The 17,036-nt window shown below is 40.3% G+C and carries 15 protein-coding genes and 1 pseudogene; 10 read left to right on the top strand and 6 right to left on the bottom strand.

Annotated elements, in window-relative coordinates; translation table 11 throughout:
- The first annotated feature begins 375 nt into the window (after window positions 1-375).
- Window positions 376-1,665, top strand: a complete 1,290-nt coding sequence (locus RMX89_RS30495; RefSeq protein WP_322686540.1) for an ATP-binding protein — start codon at window positions 376-378, stop codon at window positions 1,663-1,665.
- Window positions 1,658-2,263, top strand: a complete 606-nt coding sequence (locus tag RMX89_RS30490; protein ID WP_322686541.1) for an RloB family protein — start codon at window positions 1,658-1,660, stop codon at window positions 2,261-2,263. The genes RMX89_RS30495 and RMX89_RS30490 overlap by 8 nt, the downstream gene beginning before the upstream one ends.
- Window positions 2,264-2,542: 279 nt before the next feature.
- Here RMX89_RS30490 and RMX89_RS30485 read toward each other — a convergent pair whose 3' ends face one another.
- The 3 genes from RMX89_RS30485 to ftsH all read right to left on the bottom strand — a co-directional run bounded on the left by RMX89_RS30485 (window position 2,543) and on the right by ftsH (window position 5,659).
- Window positions 2,543-3,076 (bottom strand): DUF928 domain-containing protein, encoded by a 534-nt coding sequence (locus RMX89_RS30485; protein ID WP_322691573.1) that lies wholly within the window; start codon window positions 3,074-3,076, stop codon window positions 2,543-2,545.
- Window positions 3,077-3,088: 12 nt separating this feature from the next.
- Entirely contained in the window at window positions 3,089-3,454 is a 366-nt protein-coding gene (locus tag RMX89_RS30480) for a hypothetical protein (RefSeq protein WP_322691572.1), read from the bottom strand.
- A gap of 315 nt (window positions 3,455-3,769) precedes the next feature.
- Window positions 3,770-5,659 carry an ATP-dependent zinc metalloprotease FtsH gene (ftsH, locus tag RMX89_RS30475; protein ID WP_322686543.1) on the bottom strand — a complete coding sequence of 630 codons (1,890 nt, stop codon included), beginning with the start codon at window positions 5,657-5,659 and terminating at the stop codon, window positions 3,770-3,772.
- A gap of 374 nt (window positions 5,660-6,033) precedes the next feature.
- Between ftsH and RMX89_RS30470 the strand changes: the two genes are divergently transcribed.
- Entirely contained in the window at window positions 6,034-6,579 is a 546-nt protein-coding gene (locus RMX89_RS30470) for an NADPH-dependent FMN reductase (protein ID WP_322691571.1), read from the top strand.
- A 44-nt stretch (window positions 6,580-6,623) separates the two neighbouring features.
- On the opposite strand, the gene RMX89_RS30465 is transcribed toward RMX89_RS30470, so the two are convergent.
- Entirely contained in the window at window positions 6,624-7,742 is a 1,119-nt protein-coding gene (locus RMX89_RS30465; protein ID WP_322691570.1) for a ferrochelatase, read from the bottom strand.
- A gap of 272 nt (window positions 7,743-8,014) precedes the next feature.
- Here RMX89_RS30465 and RMX89_RS30460 point away from each other — a divergent pair, with 272 nt between their 5' ends.
- Both RMX89_RS30460 and RMX89_RS30455 read left to right on the top strand, forming a co-directional pair.
- Entirely contained in the window at window positions 8,015-8,461 is a 447-nt protein-coding gene (locus RMX89_RS30460) for a pentapeptide repeat-containing protein (RefSeq protein WP_322686547.1), read from the top strand.
- 129 nt (window positions 8,462-8,590) lie between these two features.
- A pseudogene (locus tag RMX89_RS30455) lies at window positions 8,591-8,830 on the top strand (transposase family protein); the annotation flags it as partial.
- Here RMX89_RS30455 and RMX89_RS30450 read toward each other — a convergent pair.
- A complete protein-coding gene (locus RMX89_RS30450; RefSeq protein ID WP_322686548.1) occupies window positions 8,809-9,297 on the bottom strand; it encodes a LemA family protein in 489 nt (162 codons plus the stop codon). The pseudogene RMX89_RS30455 and the gene RMX89_RS30450 sit on opposite strands and share 22 nt — an antisense overlap.
- 192 nt (window positions 9,298-9,489) lie before the next feature.
- Here RMX89_RS30450 and RMX89_RS30445 point away from each other — a divergent pair, with 192 nt between their 5' ends.
- From RMX89_RS30445 to RMX89_RS30430, 4 genes are all read left to right on the top strand, one after another.
- Entirely contained in the window at window positions 9,490-10,062 is a 573-nt protein-coding gene (locus RMX89_RS30445; RefSeq protein ID WP_322691569.1) for a hypothetical protein, read from the top strand.
- A 226-nt stretch (window positions 10,063-10,288) separates the two neighbouring features.
- Window positions 10,289-11,551 (top strand): MFS transporter, encoded by a 1,263-nt coding sequence (locus RMX89_RS30440; RefSeq protein WP_322691568.1) that lies wholly within the window; start codon window positions 10,289-10,291, stop codon window positions 11,549-11,551.
- A gap of 126 nt (window positions 11,552-11,677) precedes the next feature.
- The gene (gene ilvB, locus RMX89_RS30435) at window positions 11,678-13,573 is read left to right on the top strand and encodes a biosynthetic-type acetolactate synthase large subunit (protein WP_322691567.1); all 1,896 of its coding nucleotides are present in this window, start codon (window positions 11,678-11,680) and stop codon (window positions 13,571-13,573) included.
- 666 nt (window positions 13,574-14,239) lie between these two features.
- On the top strand, window positions 14,240-14,554 hold the full coding sequence (locus RMX89_RS30430; protein ID WP_322691566.1) for a hypothetical protein: 315 nt from the start codon (window positions 14,240-14,242) through the stop codon (window positions 14,552-14,554).
- Between the two features lie 193 nt (window positions 14,555-14,747).
- Here the strand turns inward: RMX89_RS30430 and egtD are convergent, their stop codons facing one another.
- Window positions 14,748-15,782, bottom strand: a complete 1,035-nt coding sequence (gene egtD, locus RMX89_RS30425) for an L-histidine N(alpha)-methyltransferase (RefSeq protein ID WP_322691565.1) — start codon at window positions 15,780-15,782, stop codon at window positions 14,748-14,750.
- Window positions 15,783-16,215: 433 nt separating this feature from the next.
- Between egtD and RMX89_RS30415 the strand changes: the two genes are divergently transcribed.
- Entirely contained in the window at window positions 16,216-16,977 is a 762-nt protein-coding gene (locus RMX89_RS30415; RefSeq protein WP_322691564.1) for a DNA polymerase beta superfamily protein, read from the top strand.
- Window positions 16,978-17,036 lie beyond the last annotated feature (59 nt).

The following is a 17,036-nucleotide window of genomic DNA, read 5'->3' as shown; positions in this document are numbered from 1 at the left end:
TTTTGAGCAATAAACTGGCAATTGCAATTAGCGATGGCTGCGCCAACGCCAAGGGCGATCGCCTATTCTCGTCATGTGAATTTTATAGAATACTGTAACAAAAAGCTTTAACAATTGCTGAACTCTACAGTAATTTTCTTGTACTTAAACTTTTGCTTCATTTGCTTCACTTCTAAGTGTCTAGCGTCAGTTTTTGCAACAAAACCGCTATCGTCCGGTGCTGGCGTTTATTATGCTGCATACATTAATAACAGTACATCTGTACATGGTAAAAACAATCTTATAATTTAGCATTTTTAACCAATTATTGCTACTCTTAAAGCAGTAAATTACTATTTATTCACAATTTTCTATCTGAAGCCTAAACTTCATCCTATGCTTATTGAATTTAGTGTCGGTAACTACAGATCGTTTAAAGAGCAAGTCACCTTTAGTATGGTGGCAGCAAACCTTGTCCCAAAAGACAAAAAGCTCGACGAAAACAACGTTTTTGAAATAGATAAAGAATTAAAACTACTTAAAAGCGCCGCAATATACGGTGCAAATGCTAGTGGTAAAAGTAATTTGGCTACAGCTTTAGGTTTCATGAGATGGTTTATGATTAATTCTTCTAAAGAGACTCAAAGCACTGAAAAAATAGATATTGAGCGATTTAAACTCAGCACCGAAACCGAAGCTCAACCATCTTTTTTTGAAATTGTATTTTTAATGAATGGCAAGAGATATAGATATGGTTTTGAGGCAACTATTGAGAAAGTTGTCTCTGAATGGTTATTTTATGTTCCTAAATTAAAAGAAACTAAACTTTTTGAGCGCAAACTGGACAAAATTAGTGTTTCTAAAACATATAAAGCTGATGGTATTCAGCAAAAAACAAGACATAATGCCCTTTTCTTGTCTGTATCTGCTCAATTTAATGTTCAGATTGCAGAGAAAATCTTGGATTGGCTAACAAAAAAAGTTGCACTTATCTCTACTTTAAATGATAGAGGATATCGAGGATACACAGTTAGTTGTTTAATGGATAATGAAAATAAAGATGAAATTTTTAAGTTGCTCAAAAAATTAGATTTGGGATTTAGCGATGTCAAGGTAGAAGAAAGTGAAATTACTGCTGATTCTTTGCCTAAAGAATTGCCAGATGAACTAAAGAACTTAATTTTAAAAAATGTAGAAGGAAAATTATCATCAGTTCAAACTATACACCAAAAATTTGATGATAAAGGAAGTTTCGTATCTACAGAAATTTTTAATTTAGATGAGCAAGAGTCGGAGGGTACTAAAAAAGTCTTTGCCTTGGCAGGGCCTCTTGTTGACACACTGAAAAATAGTAAAGTTCTCATCATTGATGAATTCGATGCTAGAATTCATCCTTTGATCAGCCGTGCAATTGTGGAATTATTTAATTCTAATGAAACTAATCCAAATAATGCTCAGTTAATATTCATGACTCACGATACCAATTTGCTTAACAATAAGCTTTTTCGGAGAGATCAAATTTGGTTTACTGAAAAAAATAGATATGGTGCAACAGATTTGTACTCTTTAGCAGAATACAATATAAGTAACGATGCTTCATTTGAGAGTGATTATATTCAAGGTAGATATGGCGCAATTCCGTATATCGGCAATTTGAATCATCTAATCGACTCTCATCATGTCTAAAAAAAAGGTAAACTCTCGTGGATATTCACCAAGAAAAGTTAATACTAGGGAAGTCAAGCAGAGATTCTTAATCGTATGTGAAGGAGCGAAAACTGAACCTAACTACTTTAGGAGTTTTCGTGTTCCTAAGAATGTCGCTGAAATAGACGTGAAGGGTTTAGGAGAGAATCCCAGCAAACTAGTTCAGAGTGCAAAGGAACTGAAAAAGCAAGGAGAGTACGATCAGGTTTGGTGTGTTTTTGATCGTGATTCTTGGACGATAGAAGATTTTAACAACGCTATTAAAAATGCTGAAGCTCAAGGGTTTAAAGTAGCTTATTCTAATGAAGCATTTGAATTATGGTACGTTCTGCATTTTGAATTTCTCAATACTGGTATTCCTCGAAGTGATTATCTGAGTAAGTTAACTTCTTTATTTGGTAAAACATATCAGAAGAATAGCGAAACTATTTATGATGAGCTATTTGAGAAGCAAGCTATTGCTATTAAAAATGCTGAAAATCTTTTTAAACAATATGTTCCTCATATTCCAGCTAAAGATAATCCATCAACAACGGTGCATTTATTAGTGCAGGAACTTAACAAGTTTATTCGCTAAAATGCTGAGTAGCTAAACAACTTTACGCCCACTGAGAACCAGAAGAGCAGATGCCATGACTAGACTGTAACCTCTACTTGATGAGTTTCCACAGTGAGGGGGAAACCAAGTTATCTATGAACTTTAAGCAAGCTGCGATCGCAAACCTGCATTTTTATTCGACAGTTTTGTTGTGTATAGCTTTGAGTAGATATTTGCGATCGCTTAATCTTAAATTGAAGGGTAAAAAACCCAGCTTCTCTATGAAAACCGGGTTTTTAAGTAATTATTAATTTATTTCTAAGTAGTACAACAGGGCAATAAAGGCTTGTTTACAACATCTTTTATGTCTACTGAATTTAAAAAATCTTCCCAATATTTCTGAACTTCAGGATCGTTAGGACGCTGGCGGCGTAAATTAGCTAAAGTTCTCAAAGCATCTTCCCAAAATCCGGCTGTGGCGAATAAAACTGCCCGATCTAAGTCTGTGTTTGGTTGGTTTAACTGAAGAGATAGGTTTTCATCTTGCGATCGCACAATTGTACCTTCTACATAAGAGTCTTTGTCGCGGTTATTAGGATCGCAAATCATCGAAAAAGTCCAATTATATTCTTTACCTATTTGTAGAGATGGCCGATCGACAGGTACGTTTACACTAACAATACCATTCTGCCCAACAGGTTTGAAAGTTCCTTTATATAACGGGTCAATGCTATCACCATCCCGCAAAACAAATTCTAGTGCTTGCACTGTTGTCGAGGTTTGAGGAACGTAGAAAAAGAATGTCGGACGTTCTGCTGTGGTTCGTTGAGCTTCTTTATCTGTTGGTGTCAAGGGAATAAGATATTATCCAGTTTGAAAGCAACTTCCCCGTGTTCCTGCTGACCTTACCCTACCAGGTCTACCTGGGACAAAGGCGATCCGATTTCTACTGCTACCGCGTTGAATATAACCTGTAACATTTCTAATTGCAGCAGTAGCATATCTATCTCCAGGACGTAGCCGCTCTGCTTGCTGAAAATTCAATAAAGCTTTTCTATAATTTCTTCGTTTGGTTTCATTATAGCCATTCAGCATATATTGAGTGTAAGCAGATTTTGCTTGTGCCAGTTGATAAACTGATGTTGCTAAAACTTGAGTAGTGCTTACAGACTCGAAGGGGAGAAATGCTAAAGCAGCAAGCAGATAACTTGCCCAAAATCTATATTTCATAATGTTTATGTTTACTTGTAGTACATTATTTGTGTATATATAATACAATAGCCTAAGCTTTACAGTGACAAGACTTTATGTGTGCTACTTTCAGGGAAGGCTGAGGTAATATTGTAATTTTTTTACAACAAAATTCCCGACTTTTTGAAGAAGTCGGGAATATGAACCTTTGGATTTTCAGTAGTCTAAAGTTAATAGACTATTAGCTTTTGCCTATTCCTTAATAGACATCTGGTGAAATTAAAGATGCGCTATCCAGAACCCTTGTAGAGACGTAGCACTGCTACTTCTCTACATTATTTCTCACTCATATTTTTAATGAGGTACAGCCAATTGTTCATCGGCTACCTGAACATGGTCGGTAACAATTTTGCGGAATACATCACCTTCAATTGTTTCTTGTTCTGCTAGCAAATCTACTAAACGCTCCAAAACTACGCGGTTTTCTTCCAACAGTTCTTTGGCCTTAATGTAGGAATTGCTAACAATTTCGCGCACTTGTGAATCAATTTTGGCAGCAATTTCCTCAGAATAGTCTGATTTATTCATCCAGTCGCGTCCTAGAAACACCTCTCCACTCTGATTTTCCAAGGACAACGGGCCTAATTCTGACATTCCGAAGCGTGTCACCATCTGCCGCGCCATCCCTGTGACGTGTTGCAAGTCATTGCTTGCACCTGTGGTCACTTCTGGCTTCCCAAAAACAATTTCCTCGGCAGCGCGACCACCCAAAGTAGCAGTAATCCGGGATTTGAGTTGAGAACGGGAAATTAACCCCTGTTCTTCGTTGGGAGTAAACCAAGTTAATCCCAGTGCTTGTCCCCGTGGAATTAATGTAACTTTCTGCACCGGGTCATGGTCTTTGAGCAATGTCCCTACTAAAGCGTGTCCAACTTCATGATAAGCAATCAAGCGCTTGCTCTTGCTGTCTACTAAGGCGGTACCTTCCATACCTGCAACAACTCGGTCTACAGCAGCATCAATTTCTAAAAGAGTGACAGCTTCTTTACGTCTTCTAGCTGTGAGAATGGCGGCTTCGTTGAGTAAGTTGGCTAAATCTGCGCCAGTAAAACCAGGGGTGCGGCGAGCGATCGCTTCTAATGATACGCTAGGATCGATTTTCTTATTCCGCGCATGGACTTGCAAAATTTCCAATCGCCCTTTGAGATCTGGTGGATCGACCATCACTTGTCTGTCAAAGCGTCCTGGTCTGAGTAATGCTGTATCTAAAACATCTGGGCGGTTTGTGGCAGCAATAATAATGATGCCTGTGTTACCTTCAAAACCATCCATTTCGGTGAGCAGTTGGTTCAAGGTTTGTTCGCGCTCGTCGTTACCACCACCGATCCCAGCACCCCGTTGTCTGCCTACTGCGTCAATTTCATCGATAAATATTAGACAAGGGGCATTATCTTTGGCTTTCTTGAAGAGGTCGCGCACGCGAGATGCACCCACGCCAACGAACATTTCCACAAATTCTGAACCGGAAATACTGAAGAATGGTACACCGGCTTCACCTGCGATCGCTTTTGCTAGTAAAGTTTTACCAGTACCAGGAGGGCCAATTAACAGCACTCCTTTGGGAATCCGTGCGCCTACAGCAGTAAATCTTTCTGGCTGTTTCAGGAAAGTCACCACTTCTTCGAGTTCTTCTTTAGCTTCTTCAACCCCGGCGACATCTTCAAATTTCACTCCAGTTTTTGCCTCCATTTGGAAGCGAGCTTTGGATTTACCGAAATTCATCGCTTGGCTAGAAGCATTAGTAGAGCGCCGGAGGAACAACAGCATTAAAGCTACCAGTGGCAAAATCCACATTAAGTTGATCAATAGCCCAACAGCAGCTCGACTGTTAGCAGAGGAAACCTCGCCAAAATCAACATTCTTGTCTTTGAGAATGTTGACTAACTCTGTGTTTTGTGCTAAAAGTCTCACCTGTTGCGGTGGTGTATTATCTTTTTGTCCCTTGAGATAAACCTTTGCTAGCTGTTCGGTTTCGTCAAGCTCTACTTTCTCGACTTCTCCCGCCTTCACTTTCTTGATCAAGTCACCATAATTTAGAGAAGCGGTTTCTGCCTTTTGTGCCATGACAGGAGTACTTCCGAAAATTCCTGGCAACATAATCAAACTAGCAGCAATTGCACCAACCCAAGCAACGCGCTTTGAGGACTGCCTTTTTATCAATGCTTTTTTTCCCGAATTTGTCATAATAATTACCCTTTGTCTGCTGGCACAAGTTAAGCGCTGGTTTTATGCCTATTCTTCTATCAAAAATTGTAATAACTGGAAATTACACTTTTCTTATCTAGTCTAACTTCCACACAAAAGCATTCCCAAGTTTCTTCAGGCTATTACATAAAGTTGAGCGATCGTTATCTAGATTTATGTAGTTGTTAAGACTAAACATTGGGCACAAAAGGCAGAGGTGCAAAGGGGACTTACTGCTCCCCTGCTTCCCCAATCTCCAGTAGATATTAATTTGACACATTCCGGCACAAATCGCTAAGATAAACATAGTCATAACGATTCCGCTTTTTAAGAAATCTGATGATAGTAGCTAGTTAATAGTTTGTGGGTTAATTATGGTGAAAATTATTGGCATTGGTGGTAGTTTAAGACCTAACTCTTATACCCAGCTTGCTTTAGAAGTCGCAGCGCAAAGGGTTGAAGCTGTAGGCGCAGAGGTAGAAATTCTCGATTTACGACAGTTGCAGCTACCATTTTGCACTGGCGCAAAGGAGTATCCAGAGTATCCAGATGTTCAGCGGTTGCAAAATACAGTTAGTCAGGCTGATGGGTTAATTTTAGCGACACCTGAGTATCATGGTGGCGTTAGTGGTGTCCTGAAAAATGCCTTAGATTTGATGAGTTTTGACCAACTGTCTGATAAAGTGACGGGATTGATTAGTGTCTTGGGTGGTCAGTCTAATAGCAACGCTCTAAATGACCTACGGCTAATTATCCGTTGGGTTCACGGTTGGGTGATTCCCGAACAAATTGCGATCGGACAAGCTTGGGGTGCTTTCAGTCCTGAAGGCAAACTCGTAGATGAGAAACTCTCTCAAAGATTCGATCAATTTGCTCAGAGTTTAGTTGATAACACTCGCAAGCTGCGGGGCGTAAATTAGTTGTAGGATGGGCAAAGCTTTGCCCACCCTTGTAAACTCAAAACTTAATGATGATGATGGTGATGATGGTGATCCCCTGCGAGTTGAGGATTAACTGCCAAAGGTTGCTCTGACAACAACTCTGCTATATGAGTATCAGCCCATTGCGCCGCCATTGCCAAGAATTCTGGGCGATCGTTAACGCAAGCCATTTGCACGTAGTTCGTGCCAGGATGCTGTTTCTCTAAAGCATGGATGATATGGTGTACATCCAATAGAGTTTCGTGGTTTTCTGTGGCAAAGCCAATTGGCATAAATATCACTACTTTCGCACCCAATTGGATCAGGTTATTTGCCGCTTGCTCTGCATTTGGTTGTGTCCAATCAATTAGGGGTGTGTCATGATTGAGCCAACCTACCGAGATTAAGGGATAGCGGTTAATCAATTTATCCCGAACCAAGTCGTACATTGCTTCACTTTCGGCAATCCCAGAAGTAAAGCCTTTAGCTTTATGGGGACAGCCGTGATTCATTAACACAATACCGATTTGAGAAGGTAGATAAGCTCCAGCTAACTCAGCAATTTTCTCTTCAACCAGATGAGCCATTAAATCGATGTAGGCTGGTTCGTTGAAGAAAGAAGGAATGTAACGCTGTGCTTTAACCCAGTGTTCTTCACCATCAGTCAACTCAACCAGAGCATTGTTAACTTGCTCGATCGCAATCCCACTAGTAAAGATAGAATCAACAACCAGCAGTGGGTAAATTAGCAGCTTCTCGAAGCCTTGGTTTTTGATTTCTGCCAAGACTTGATTGGGTAGGAAAGGAGCGCAAAAGTTGAAAGCCTTGAAAACTTGAACCTTATCGCCCCATTTTTCTTGTAAATTCTTCTCAATCCCAGCCCGTTGCTGTTCAAAGATGGCATTGTGTGGGGAAATAAAATCGTGGTGTGTGTGTCCCCACTCATGGCGGTCAAATAGCGCCAAAAGCTTTGCCAGAGGTGGATAAATCCAGGTTGGTACTGGTGCGAATTTTGCTGTCAGTAGATTTAAAGCCTGTTCGTTATAGTTGGCGAAATCTTCGTAGCTTTCGACTTCGCCGTAGCCCATAAGCAGTACGGCTACACGGTCTTTACCTGATAGATGCTCGTGGGTGTGTTGTACTTTTTCCGGCGTGGCAACCACAATTAGTTCCTCAATATAACCAGAGTGCAGAGAAATATAACGTTAGGGAACAGTTTGCACATTTTCCCTACTTGTAACTTATTATCCCATCCTGGGGGATAGGATAGGTGGGAAAATCAAAATAATACATCAAAAGTAAGACTTTTGTGGGGCATTGGGTATGGGAAATTAAACTATGCGCCATTTCGTATGTCGCTGAAATAGCGAAAGCGGTTAAAATGCCGAAAAGCCGCCTTCTTAGGCACAAGAATTAAACAACATAGAATTAAAGTATGAACATAACTGCTGAGGAGTTGCGTAGAAGACTTGCTGCTGGGGAGAGAGATTTTGCTGGGATTATAGTTCGGGAAGGCGAAATTCTTGATGGTATTAACCTCAGAAATGTTAATTTGAGAGGAGCCAGCTTTCATTCCGTCTCCTTGGTTGGAGCTGACTTGAGCCATGCCTTGTTGAGTGGAGCGTATCTCTCCGAAGCTGTTTTGGACGGAGCCGATTTGCACAGAGCCGATTTGCATGGAACTGGTTTCTGGAAGGCTAGTCTTCGCAATTGCAATCTCTGCGGTGCCCAGTTGAATGGAGCTGACTTGGGAGTTACTAATTGTTGTGGTGCTAACCTGAGTGAGGCTGATCTGCGAGGAGCTAGGATGGATAATACTAGGTTGAAAGGTGCTAACCTGAGTCATGCCGATCTCAGAGGTGCTGAGGATGTCTACCTTTAAGGGGCCATTCTCCACGAAACCATCATGCCAGATGGAAGTATCCAGAGTAGTTGATGCTGATGTAAGTAGATTTTCAAAAATCTCTGATTCTGGTGACAGCTTTTTAAGCGTTTGGTGCATCCACTACTTATGGTTCCAAGTTTCGACGATACCATCCTCAAATACTTTTCTCGCCTAGAAGACCCAAGAATTGAGCGAACCAAACAGCATCTGTTGATAGATATTATTGCGATCGCAATTTTAGCGGTCATCAATGGAGCAGATAGCTGGATAGCAATTGAAACTTATACTCAATCCAAACGAGAATGGCTGGAAACGTTTTTAAGATTACCCAACAGTATTCCCTCCTATGACACAATCCACGAAGTTATAATATTTGTCGTAAACATTTCTACGGCATTATTATATTTAGTTACGGCATAGTTATAGAATCTTCTGGCGGCGGAAAGTTGTTCTTCTACTTCACTTAATAAATATTGTAATTGGATAAAATAGTCGTTTATTTTTAATTCGGGATATGCTTCAACTATTAGTATAATTTTGCTTAACATTATCGAAATTTGGTCTTCTACAGCAACTCGGCTATTATTACTTAAATTTTTTGAAGTTATTGTACTTCTGAGCCTGCTAATTTCTATCAATGTTTTTTGCTCAAATTGCATATATATTTGAGCTAATGTAACAAGTCTAGGTATCAAATCGCTTCTTTTTTGCAGAATCACATCAACAGTAGAAAATGCATTATCAACTTGATTCTTTTTTTGAATTAAACTATTGTATAGAATTATAAAAATAATTAGAATAAAAATAATAAGGCTAATTATAAAAGTAAACATTTGATTGATTAGATTAATCTAATGTTATTTATAATCAAAAATCCTTCTTTTATCAAATAGTATTATTTCGGAAAAATATGTAAAGAGGCTATAATTTCCTCAGTAAAAGCAAGGTAATATATATAAACTCCTTGATTTTTGAAAAAAACTCTGTACATCGTAAGACTCAAAAAATCAAAGATAGTGTTATAGATGAGTATAATTATTTGCCCTGGAATTCATGAGCCAGAGTTAACTGAAAGCTTTAGAGTCGGATTGTTAGATTTAGTTTCTAATAGCGCGATCGCACATAACCCCATAAATATACTGGTTTATCCGGGTAAAGATGTTTTGGTTTTATCACCATTGCACATTTTGCAGTTTTTGCGCGATTGCTTGACCGACTCTTTAGAATCACCAATTATATTCATCAGCTTTAGTGCTGGCGTAGTTGGGGCAATAGGGGCAGCACATTTGTGGCAACTCTTGGGTGGTCGTGTGAAAGCGTTTATTGCTATAGATGGATGGGGAGTACCACTACAGGGAAATTTCCCGATTCATCGGATAAGTCATGATTATTTCACTCATTGGAGTTCATCTTTGCTAGGTAGTGGGCAAAATAACTTTTATGCAGAACCAGGGGTCGATCATTTGTCCATCTGGAAATCTCCCCAAACTGTACAAGGCTGCTGGGTAGATTCATCCATCGAGATTATTCCACCCAAAGGTCGTCTGACAGCAGCTGAATTTTTGCTTATGCTGTTAAAGCACTATGAAGCAAATTAATCCGGACAACAGAATTAGGAGTTAGGAGTTAGGAGTTAGGAGTTTGGGGTTAGGAGTTTGGAGTTTGAAGTTAGGAGTTAAGAGTTTGGAGTTTGGAGTTTGGAATCAACATTTATTCTCCCCTCTGTCTAATGCCCAATGCCCCATACCCCATGCCCCATGCCTCATACCCCATGCCCCATGCCTCATACCCCATGCCCCATGCCCCATCTACCCAAAGTATCTAATGTTTCCAACTGAACCGGCTGCTGTTAATAACGGGTTTAGCGCACTGCTAAAAAACCGTGGTTTTATGCTCCTGTGGATTGGGCAACTTCTGTCCCAATTAGCAGATAAGGTCTTCTTCGTTTTGCTGATTGCTCTGCTGGAGAACTACCCACCGCTTCCTGGGTTGGCACAAAACTCAATGTACTCAACCTTGATGCTGTCCTTTACAATCCCAGCAATTTTGTTCGGCTCTGCTGGTGGCATCTTTGTTGACCGTTTGCCAAAAAAGCTGATAATGGTCGGCTCAGATGTCGTGCGGGGAATATTAACGCTGTGTCTTCCCTTGTTACCTCGACAATTCCTGATTTTGTTAATCCTGACTTTTGCCATTTCCACGGTGACGCAGTTTTTTGCACCAGCCGAGCAAGCAGCAATTCCCTTGTTAGTGAAGCGAGAAAATTTGTTGGCAGCTAATGCGCTGTTTAGCAGCACGATGATGGGAGCTTTAATTGTTGGTTTTGCCATTGGAGAGCCGATTTTGAGTTTGTCGAAAAGCTGGATGGGAGAAGAATACGGTCAAGAGCTTGTGGTTGGTGGATTATATATATTATCGGCTGCAATTATGCAGCCAATTAAGTTTAAAGAAGACAAACCTCACCGGGAACATCGGGCATCAAATCACCCTTGGGCTGAATTCACAGAGAGCCTGCGCTATCTCAGGAAAAACCCTTTGATCTTGAACGCTATGCTGCAACTGACAACCTTATATTGTGTGTTTGCAGCCTTAACAGTGCTGACGATTCGATTAGCTGAGGAGTTTGGTCTAAAAGAAAAACAGTTTGGCTTTTTCTTGGCAGCAGCAGGAGTAGGTATGGTCTTTGGTGCGGCAATTTTAGGTCACTGGGGTGATAAATTGCATCGCAAGCCTCTACCTTTAATTGGATTTTTGATGATCGCACTAGTTTTAGGAGTGTTCACTTTTACGCACAACTTGTTGCTGGCGCTAGGACTCTGTGCATTTTTGGGTGTAGGTGCTGCCTTAATTGGTGTCCCCATGCAAACTTTAATTCAACAGCAAACACCACCGACCATGCACGGTAAAGTATTTGGCTTTCAAAATCATGCCGTCAACATCGCTCTGGCATTACCTCTGGCGATTACTGGCCCATTAACTGATGCTCTGGGCTTGCGATTTATACTAGTAGGAATGAGTATTGTTGTCGTGGTTGTCGGTGTTTGGGCTTGGAAAAATACCCGCAATGTCTTGCAAGACGTAATTTAATTAATGTAGGCTAATAATCTAGCTTTATATCTAATATATAAAATTCTCAGAATTTAATTGGACTTTTCCATTAAAATGAAATCTTAACTACAGAATTCAGCATTAACTTTAGCTATAGTCTGAGGTTTGACCGTGCGATCGCTTTCCCCAATTAGTCTCCCACAAATCGAGAATCACAAACAGTCTCGTGCTTCTAGTCCGCCAGTCGTGCCCAAGCGTGCATCTGGCGGTTTTGCTCTGCTTGACAGCCTTCATCGCCACGGCGTTGATTATATTTTTGGTTATCCTGGTGGGGCAATTCTCCCAATTTACGATGACCTGTATAAGGTGGAAGCAACTGGTGCTATGAAGCACATTCTCGTGAGACACGAGCAAGGCGCAGCCCACGCTGCTGATGGTTATGCCCGTGCTACAGGCAAAGTAGGAGTATGCTTTGGTACTTCTGGCCCAGGAGCAACTAACTTGGTGACAGGCATCGCCACCGCCTACATGGATTCAATCCCGATGATTATAGTCACGGGACAGGTAGCACGTCCGTCGATTGGTACAGATGCGTTTCAAGAAACTGATATTTACGGGATTACCCTACCAATCGTGAAGCACTCTTATGTGGTACGCGATCCCAAGGATATGGCGCGAATTGTCGCCGAAGCATTCCACATCGCTAGCACTGGGCGTCCGGGGCCAGTTTTGATTGATGTCCCCAAAGATGTAGCTCTAGAAGAATTTGACTATGTACCTGTAAAACCAGGTTCAGTCAAGTTACGCGGTTATCGTCCCACGGTGAAGGGAAATCCCCGACAAATTCATGCCGCAATTCAGTTGATTACTGAAAGTCGCCGTCCGCTATTGTATGTGGGTGGTGGTGCGATCGCAGCTGGCGCTCATGAAGAAATCAAACAACTAGCTGAATTATTCGATATCCCTGTCACCACAACCTTAATGGGGATCGGTGCCTTTGACGAACATCATCCCCTCGCTTTGGGAATGTTGGGGATGCACGGCACTGCTTACGCTAACTTCGCTGTTAGTGATTGTGACTTGCTGATTTGCGTCGGCGCTAGATTTGACGATCGCGTTACAGGTAAGTTAGACGAATTCGCTTCCCGCGCCAAAGTAATTCATATCGACATCGATCCCGCAGAAGTCGGCAAAAACCGCATTCCCGAAGTGCCCATCGTCGGCGATGTACGGAACGTGTTGATAGACTTGTTGCGTCGCTGCAAAGAAGCAGGGATTAAGGCTACACCAAATCAAAACCAAGAGTGGCTGAATCTAGTTAACCGTTGGCGCGATGAGTATCCTCTGGTAGTGCCGCACCATTCCGACAGCATTTCACCCCAAGAAGTAATTGTAGAAGTCAATCGCCAAGCACCCCAAGCTTACTACACCACAGATGTCGGACAGCATCAAATGTGGGCAGCACAATTCCTGAAGAATGGCCCAAGGCGCTGGATTTCTAGCGCTGGTTTGGGAACGATGGGTTTTGGCTTACCTGCGGCAATTGGCGCGAAAGTGGCGTTTCCTGATGAAGAAGTCATCTGTATTAGCGGTGATGCTAGTTTCCAAATGTGTTTGCAGGAACTAGGAACAGCCGCACAGTATGGAATAAATGTCAAGACAATAATCCTCAATAACGGCTGGCAAGGGATGGTACGCCAGTGGCAGCAAGCCTTCTATGGTGAACGTTACTCATGCTCCGACATGGAAATAGGAATGCCAGACGTAGAGTTATTGGGAAAAGCTTATGGCATCAAGGGCATGATAATAAGCGATCGCAGTCAATTAAAAGATGCGATCGCCGAAATGCTGGCACACAAAGGGCCAGTAATCTTAAATGTCCACGTCACCAGAGATGAAAACTGCTATCCAATGGTAGCCCCTGGTAAGAGCAACGCTCAAATGGTCGGCTTACAGAAGCAACCACCGAAAGCGGCAGCCGAGCCAGTGTATTGTAGCCATTGCAATGCCAAAAACGCTCCCACTCACAATTTTTGCGCTGAGTGTGGCACCAAGCTGTAAAGCTTTTTGATAATAATTCAGATTAGAGAGATAGGGGAGCAAGGAGAAGGGAAGCAAGATGTTGTAATTTCCCTAATTCTTGCCCCCTTTCCTCTTACGTAGGCATCCCTTAATCTTCCTAATGATGTTATTTATATTTCTGTTTTAATTGCAGCAAAGCGTTCTGAAAACTACTTTATCAAACTTAGGTTTTATTAAAAATTCATATACTTTTTGCTTTAGTTAGTTAAATATGCGAGTGAGAGTTGATTTTAGATAAATCAGTTTTTTTTAAAAATTCAGTAACATTCCTCTTTTATTAAAAAGTTAAATATAAATACAATATTAAAAGTTGTGCTGGCTTAGTTGATTAAAAAACGTCAATTATTCCAGGTGTATCTATTTGCTAACTTTTTTCAGACAGATTCAGTAGTCTTAAAATAACCGCTCTCTTTATTTTATAAAAGAGAGTTTAGCTTGCTATTGATTGAGAAAATTAGATTGTTGTTAGCGAATTAATGTACTAAGCATTAATAGTCTGTTCATTTGAAATCGCTGTGTTCAAGTTTATTGGACAACAGCGTTATGACTATATGGAAAAATTGCAGTTTTATTTCTAACTGAGAACAAACACAACTTCTTTAAGCTCTGAATACTTCTCAACGCATATAATCAATTCCAATCCCTATGCAACAATATATTTCTCATTTGCTCGTACTGGTATTAGGAACAAGTTCAACTTTCCTTGTTACTCCATCTCAAGCTCAAACTCCGGTAAAAACCAACAATCAAAATCTTAAGAATGTTACTTCCATATCTTCAAGTTCACCTCCGGCTACCCAATTAAGTGATTTTACCAATTCTACTAATAGCAAACCATCTCTTCTTTCTGAGGTAACTAATAACTCTTCTGCTACTAATACCAATATAACAGCAAATAAACCTCGTCCACGGGTTCCTATATTCAGCAGAATTTTTCCTACACCTTCGATGCAGCAATAATTAGCGATTAAACATTTAGTTTACTTGCTTAGGTCGATCAAAATTTGCATTCATACATTTTGACCTCTCTCCTTAAAGGAGAGAGGCTTTGAATTGTTACTCCCTAATGCTTGTAGGGAAGGGTTGTTTTTGTTAGCTATATATTGGACTCAACTGAGAACCACTATATATATCAGGCATACTCTGATTTGCTTTATGCTTGCAGCTGACAGAGTATTAAGCCAAACCATTGATTTGGATCTCTCCATACATGAAGAGGTAATAAACCTTGTGCAGTTAGTTGCTGTTTGATAAGATCAAGATCAAATTTGCGGGAAATTTCGGTGAGGATAGTCTCACCTTGTGCAAAATTAACCTTAAGATTAAGAGCGCGTAATTCTACAATTTGCGATCGCAAGCTGCGTAAATGCATTTCTATTTGATGCTCGCTTTCATTGTAAAATGCTCGGTGTTCAAACTGGCTGGTGTCAAAGTTACCCTCAAATCGCTGATTTAAATGTTCTAGCATATTGAGGTTAAATGCAGCTGTCACTCCCTGGCTGTCGTTATAAGCTGGTTCTAAAATCTCTTTTGGCTTTCGTAAATCTATCCCCAATAAAAAATACTCACCTACTTGTAGAGCATTGGTAATTTGAGAGAAGAACACATCACACTCATCAGGGGTAAGATTACCTAAGCTGCTACCAATAAAACAAATCATCCGACTGGGTAATTGCGTCGGTAGGAGTTTTGCAAGGGCTAATTCATAGGTTCCCGCTAGTGCATAAACTTGGAGTAAAGGATAATCTCCCAATAACTGCTTGGCACTATTTTCCAACATACCTGCACTCACATCAATTGGTAGGTAATGCAGAGGATAGCCTAGTTGCTGATAGGCATCTAGTAAAATGCGGGTTTTACTAGAACTACCACTGCCAAGTTCTACCAATTCACAAACGCCAGTTATCTTGGCAATTTCACCAGCATACTGTTGTAAAATCGTTGTTTCTGTGCGTGTAAGATAATATTCTGGTAAATCGCAGATTTGCTCAAACAGATCGGAACCACGGTCATCATAAAAGTAACAAGGGGGTAGAGATTTAGGTGTTTGAGTTAATCCCTTCACTACATCACTCCCAACACTAGGTGCAACTATTTGAGTTGCTCCTACCAAACGTTCTATCTCCAAGCGTTTTTCAACGCTGCTTTGAGAAGTAACCTTGCTGTTAATAGCTTTAGATATCGACATGAAACCTCCGTTTGCTTGGCGTAATAGGTTACTTTGATAGCAGACCTTTACTCCAATCAGTGAAACACATAGCCATAGTTAATAAAATCATGCTTGAGCAATATAGCTCAAGCTTTAAAGCTATTTTTCCGCATTTTCCCATTAAAATAGTAGCAAGTAAGTGCTTAAGTGCTATGTTCTCGCAGCGATAAAGATTTGATATAGGCAATATACCCCAAGTACCAGCAAATAGCAGATCGAGTCAGAATGAGGTTGACTAAAGAATGTGGCTTCGTCATATCCTGAGAATAGCGCAAAAGTTTTCGAGCGATATTCATCGTAGGCTGGAAAAATAGCCTCTTTCACACTAGATTTGCTCAATTTGAATTTCATAGTCTGCTCCCACACTAATGATGCTATTTTCTGGGCAAGCAATCCAATTACCTAGAAATATATGAATATTCCAACTTCTCTTAACACAATTATTAGGCAACAGCCTTACCCGTTTTTATTCGCCATCATTAGTGGTTCCCACTTATATGGCTTTCCCTCACCCGATTCTGATTATGACTTGCGTGGTGTGCATATTTTACCAGTTCAAGAAGTAGTGGGATTACAGACTAGAAATGAAACTATTGAAATTTCAGAAGTTCGCGAATCTTTAGAAATTGATCTAGTAACTCATGATGTAAAAAAATTCTTTTTGATGCTACTTAAAAAGAATGGTTATGTGTTGGAACAATTGTATTCTCCTTTAATATTAATAACCTCACCTGAACATGAGGAATTGAAAATTATTGCTAAAAATTGTATTACCCGTCATCATAGCTACCATTATTTTGGTTTTGCCGCAACACAATGGAAACTTTTTGAGAAAGAACATACACATCGAATTAAGCCATTACTTTATGTTTACCGAGTTCTATTAACTGGTATCTATCTAATGCAAACAGGAGTAGTTGAGTCTAATTTAGTTAAGCTAAATGAGGTTTTTAATTTACCCTATATTTCTGATTTGATCTCCCAAAAATTAACAGATACAGAAAAATCTATTTTGTCAGATATTAATGTAGCTTTTTATCAAAGAGAATATGAACGTCTGCATAATAAGTTACAAGATGCATATCAATCTAGCTCATTACCGGAAGCACCTTCAGCTAATGCAGATTTGGATAATTTGTTAATACGCCTGAGAACAAAGAGCTATAACTTATAAGCTTTTCTGACTTTTCCCGTTAAGTCTCTTTTGCAAGCAGCCAACCTTCACAAAGGTCA

The sequence above is a fragment of the Nostoc sp. DedSLP04 genome (genome assembly GCF_034530775.1).
Classification (GTDB): Bacteria; Cyanobacteriota; Cyanobacteriia; order Cyanobacteriales; family Nostocaceae; genus Nostoc.
This window is presented reverse-complemented; position numbering and strand designations above follow the sequence as displayed.

Excerpts from the sequence above, each read along its gene's own strand:
- RMX89_RS30490 (WP_322686541.1), top strand. The coding sequence starts at position 1,658 with ATGTCTAAAAAAAAGGTAAACTCTCGTGGATATTCACCAAGAAAAGTT.
- RMX89_RS30495 (WP_322686540.1), top strand. The coding sequence starts at position 376 with ATGCTTATTGAATTTAGTGTCGGTAACTACAGATCGTTTAAAGAGCAA.
- RMX89_RS30445 (WP_322691569.1), top strand. The coding sequence starts at position 9,490 with ATGAGTATAATTATTTGCCCTGGAATTCATGAGCCAGAGTTAACTGAA.
- RMX89_RS30430 (WP_322691566.1), top strand. The coding sequence starts at position 14,240 with ATGCAACAATATATTTCTCATTTGCTCGTACTGGTATTAGGAACAAGT.
- RMX89_RS30460 (WP_322686547.1), top strand. The coding sequence starts at position 8,015 with ATGAACATAACTGCTGAGGAGTTGCGTAGAAGACTTGCTGCTGGGGAG.
- RMX89_RS30440 (WP_322691568.1), top strand. The coding sequence starts at position 10,289 with ATGTTTCCAACTGAACCGGCTGCTGTTAATAACGGGTTTAGCGCACTG.
- RMX89_RS30480 (WP_322691572.1), bottom strand. The coding sequence starts at position 3,454 with ATGAAATATAGATTTTGGGCAAGTTATCTGCTTGCTGCTTTAGCATTT.
- RMX89_RS30450 (WP_322686548.1), bottom strand. The coding sequence starts at position 9,297 with ATGTTTACTTTTATAATTAGCCTTATTATTTTTATTCTAATTATTTTT.
- RMX89_RS30470 (WP_322691571.1), top strand. The coding sequence starts at position 6,034 with ATGGTGAAAATTATTGGCATTGGTGGTAGTTTAAGACCTAACTCTTAT.
- ftsH (WP_322686543.1), bottom strand. The coding sequence starts at position 5,659 with ATGACAAATTCGGGAAAAAAAGCATTGATAAAAAGGCAGTCCTCAAAG.
- egtD (WP_322691565.1), bottom strand. The coding sequence starts at position 15,782 with ATGTCGATATCTAAAGCTATTAACAGCAAGGTTACTTCTCAAAGCAGC.
- RMX89_RS30415 (WP_322691564.1), top strand. The coding sequence starts at position 16,216 with ATGAATATTCCAACTTCTCTTAACACAATTATTAGGCAACAGCCTTAC.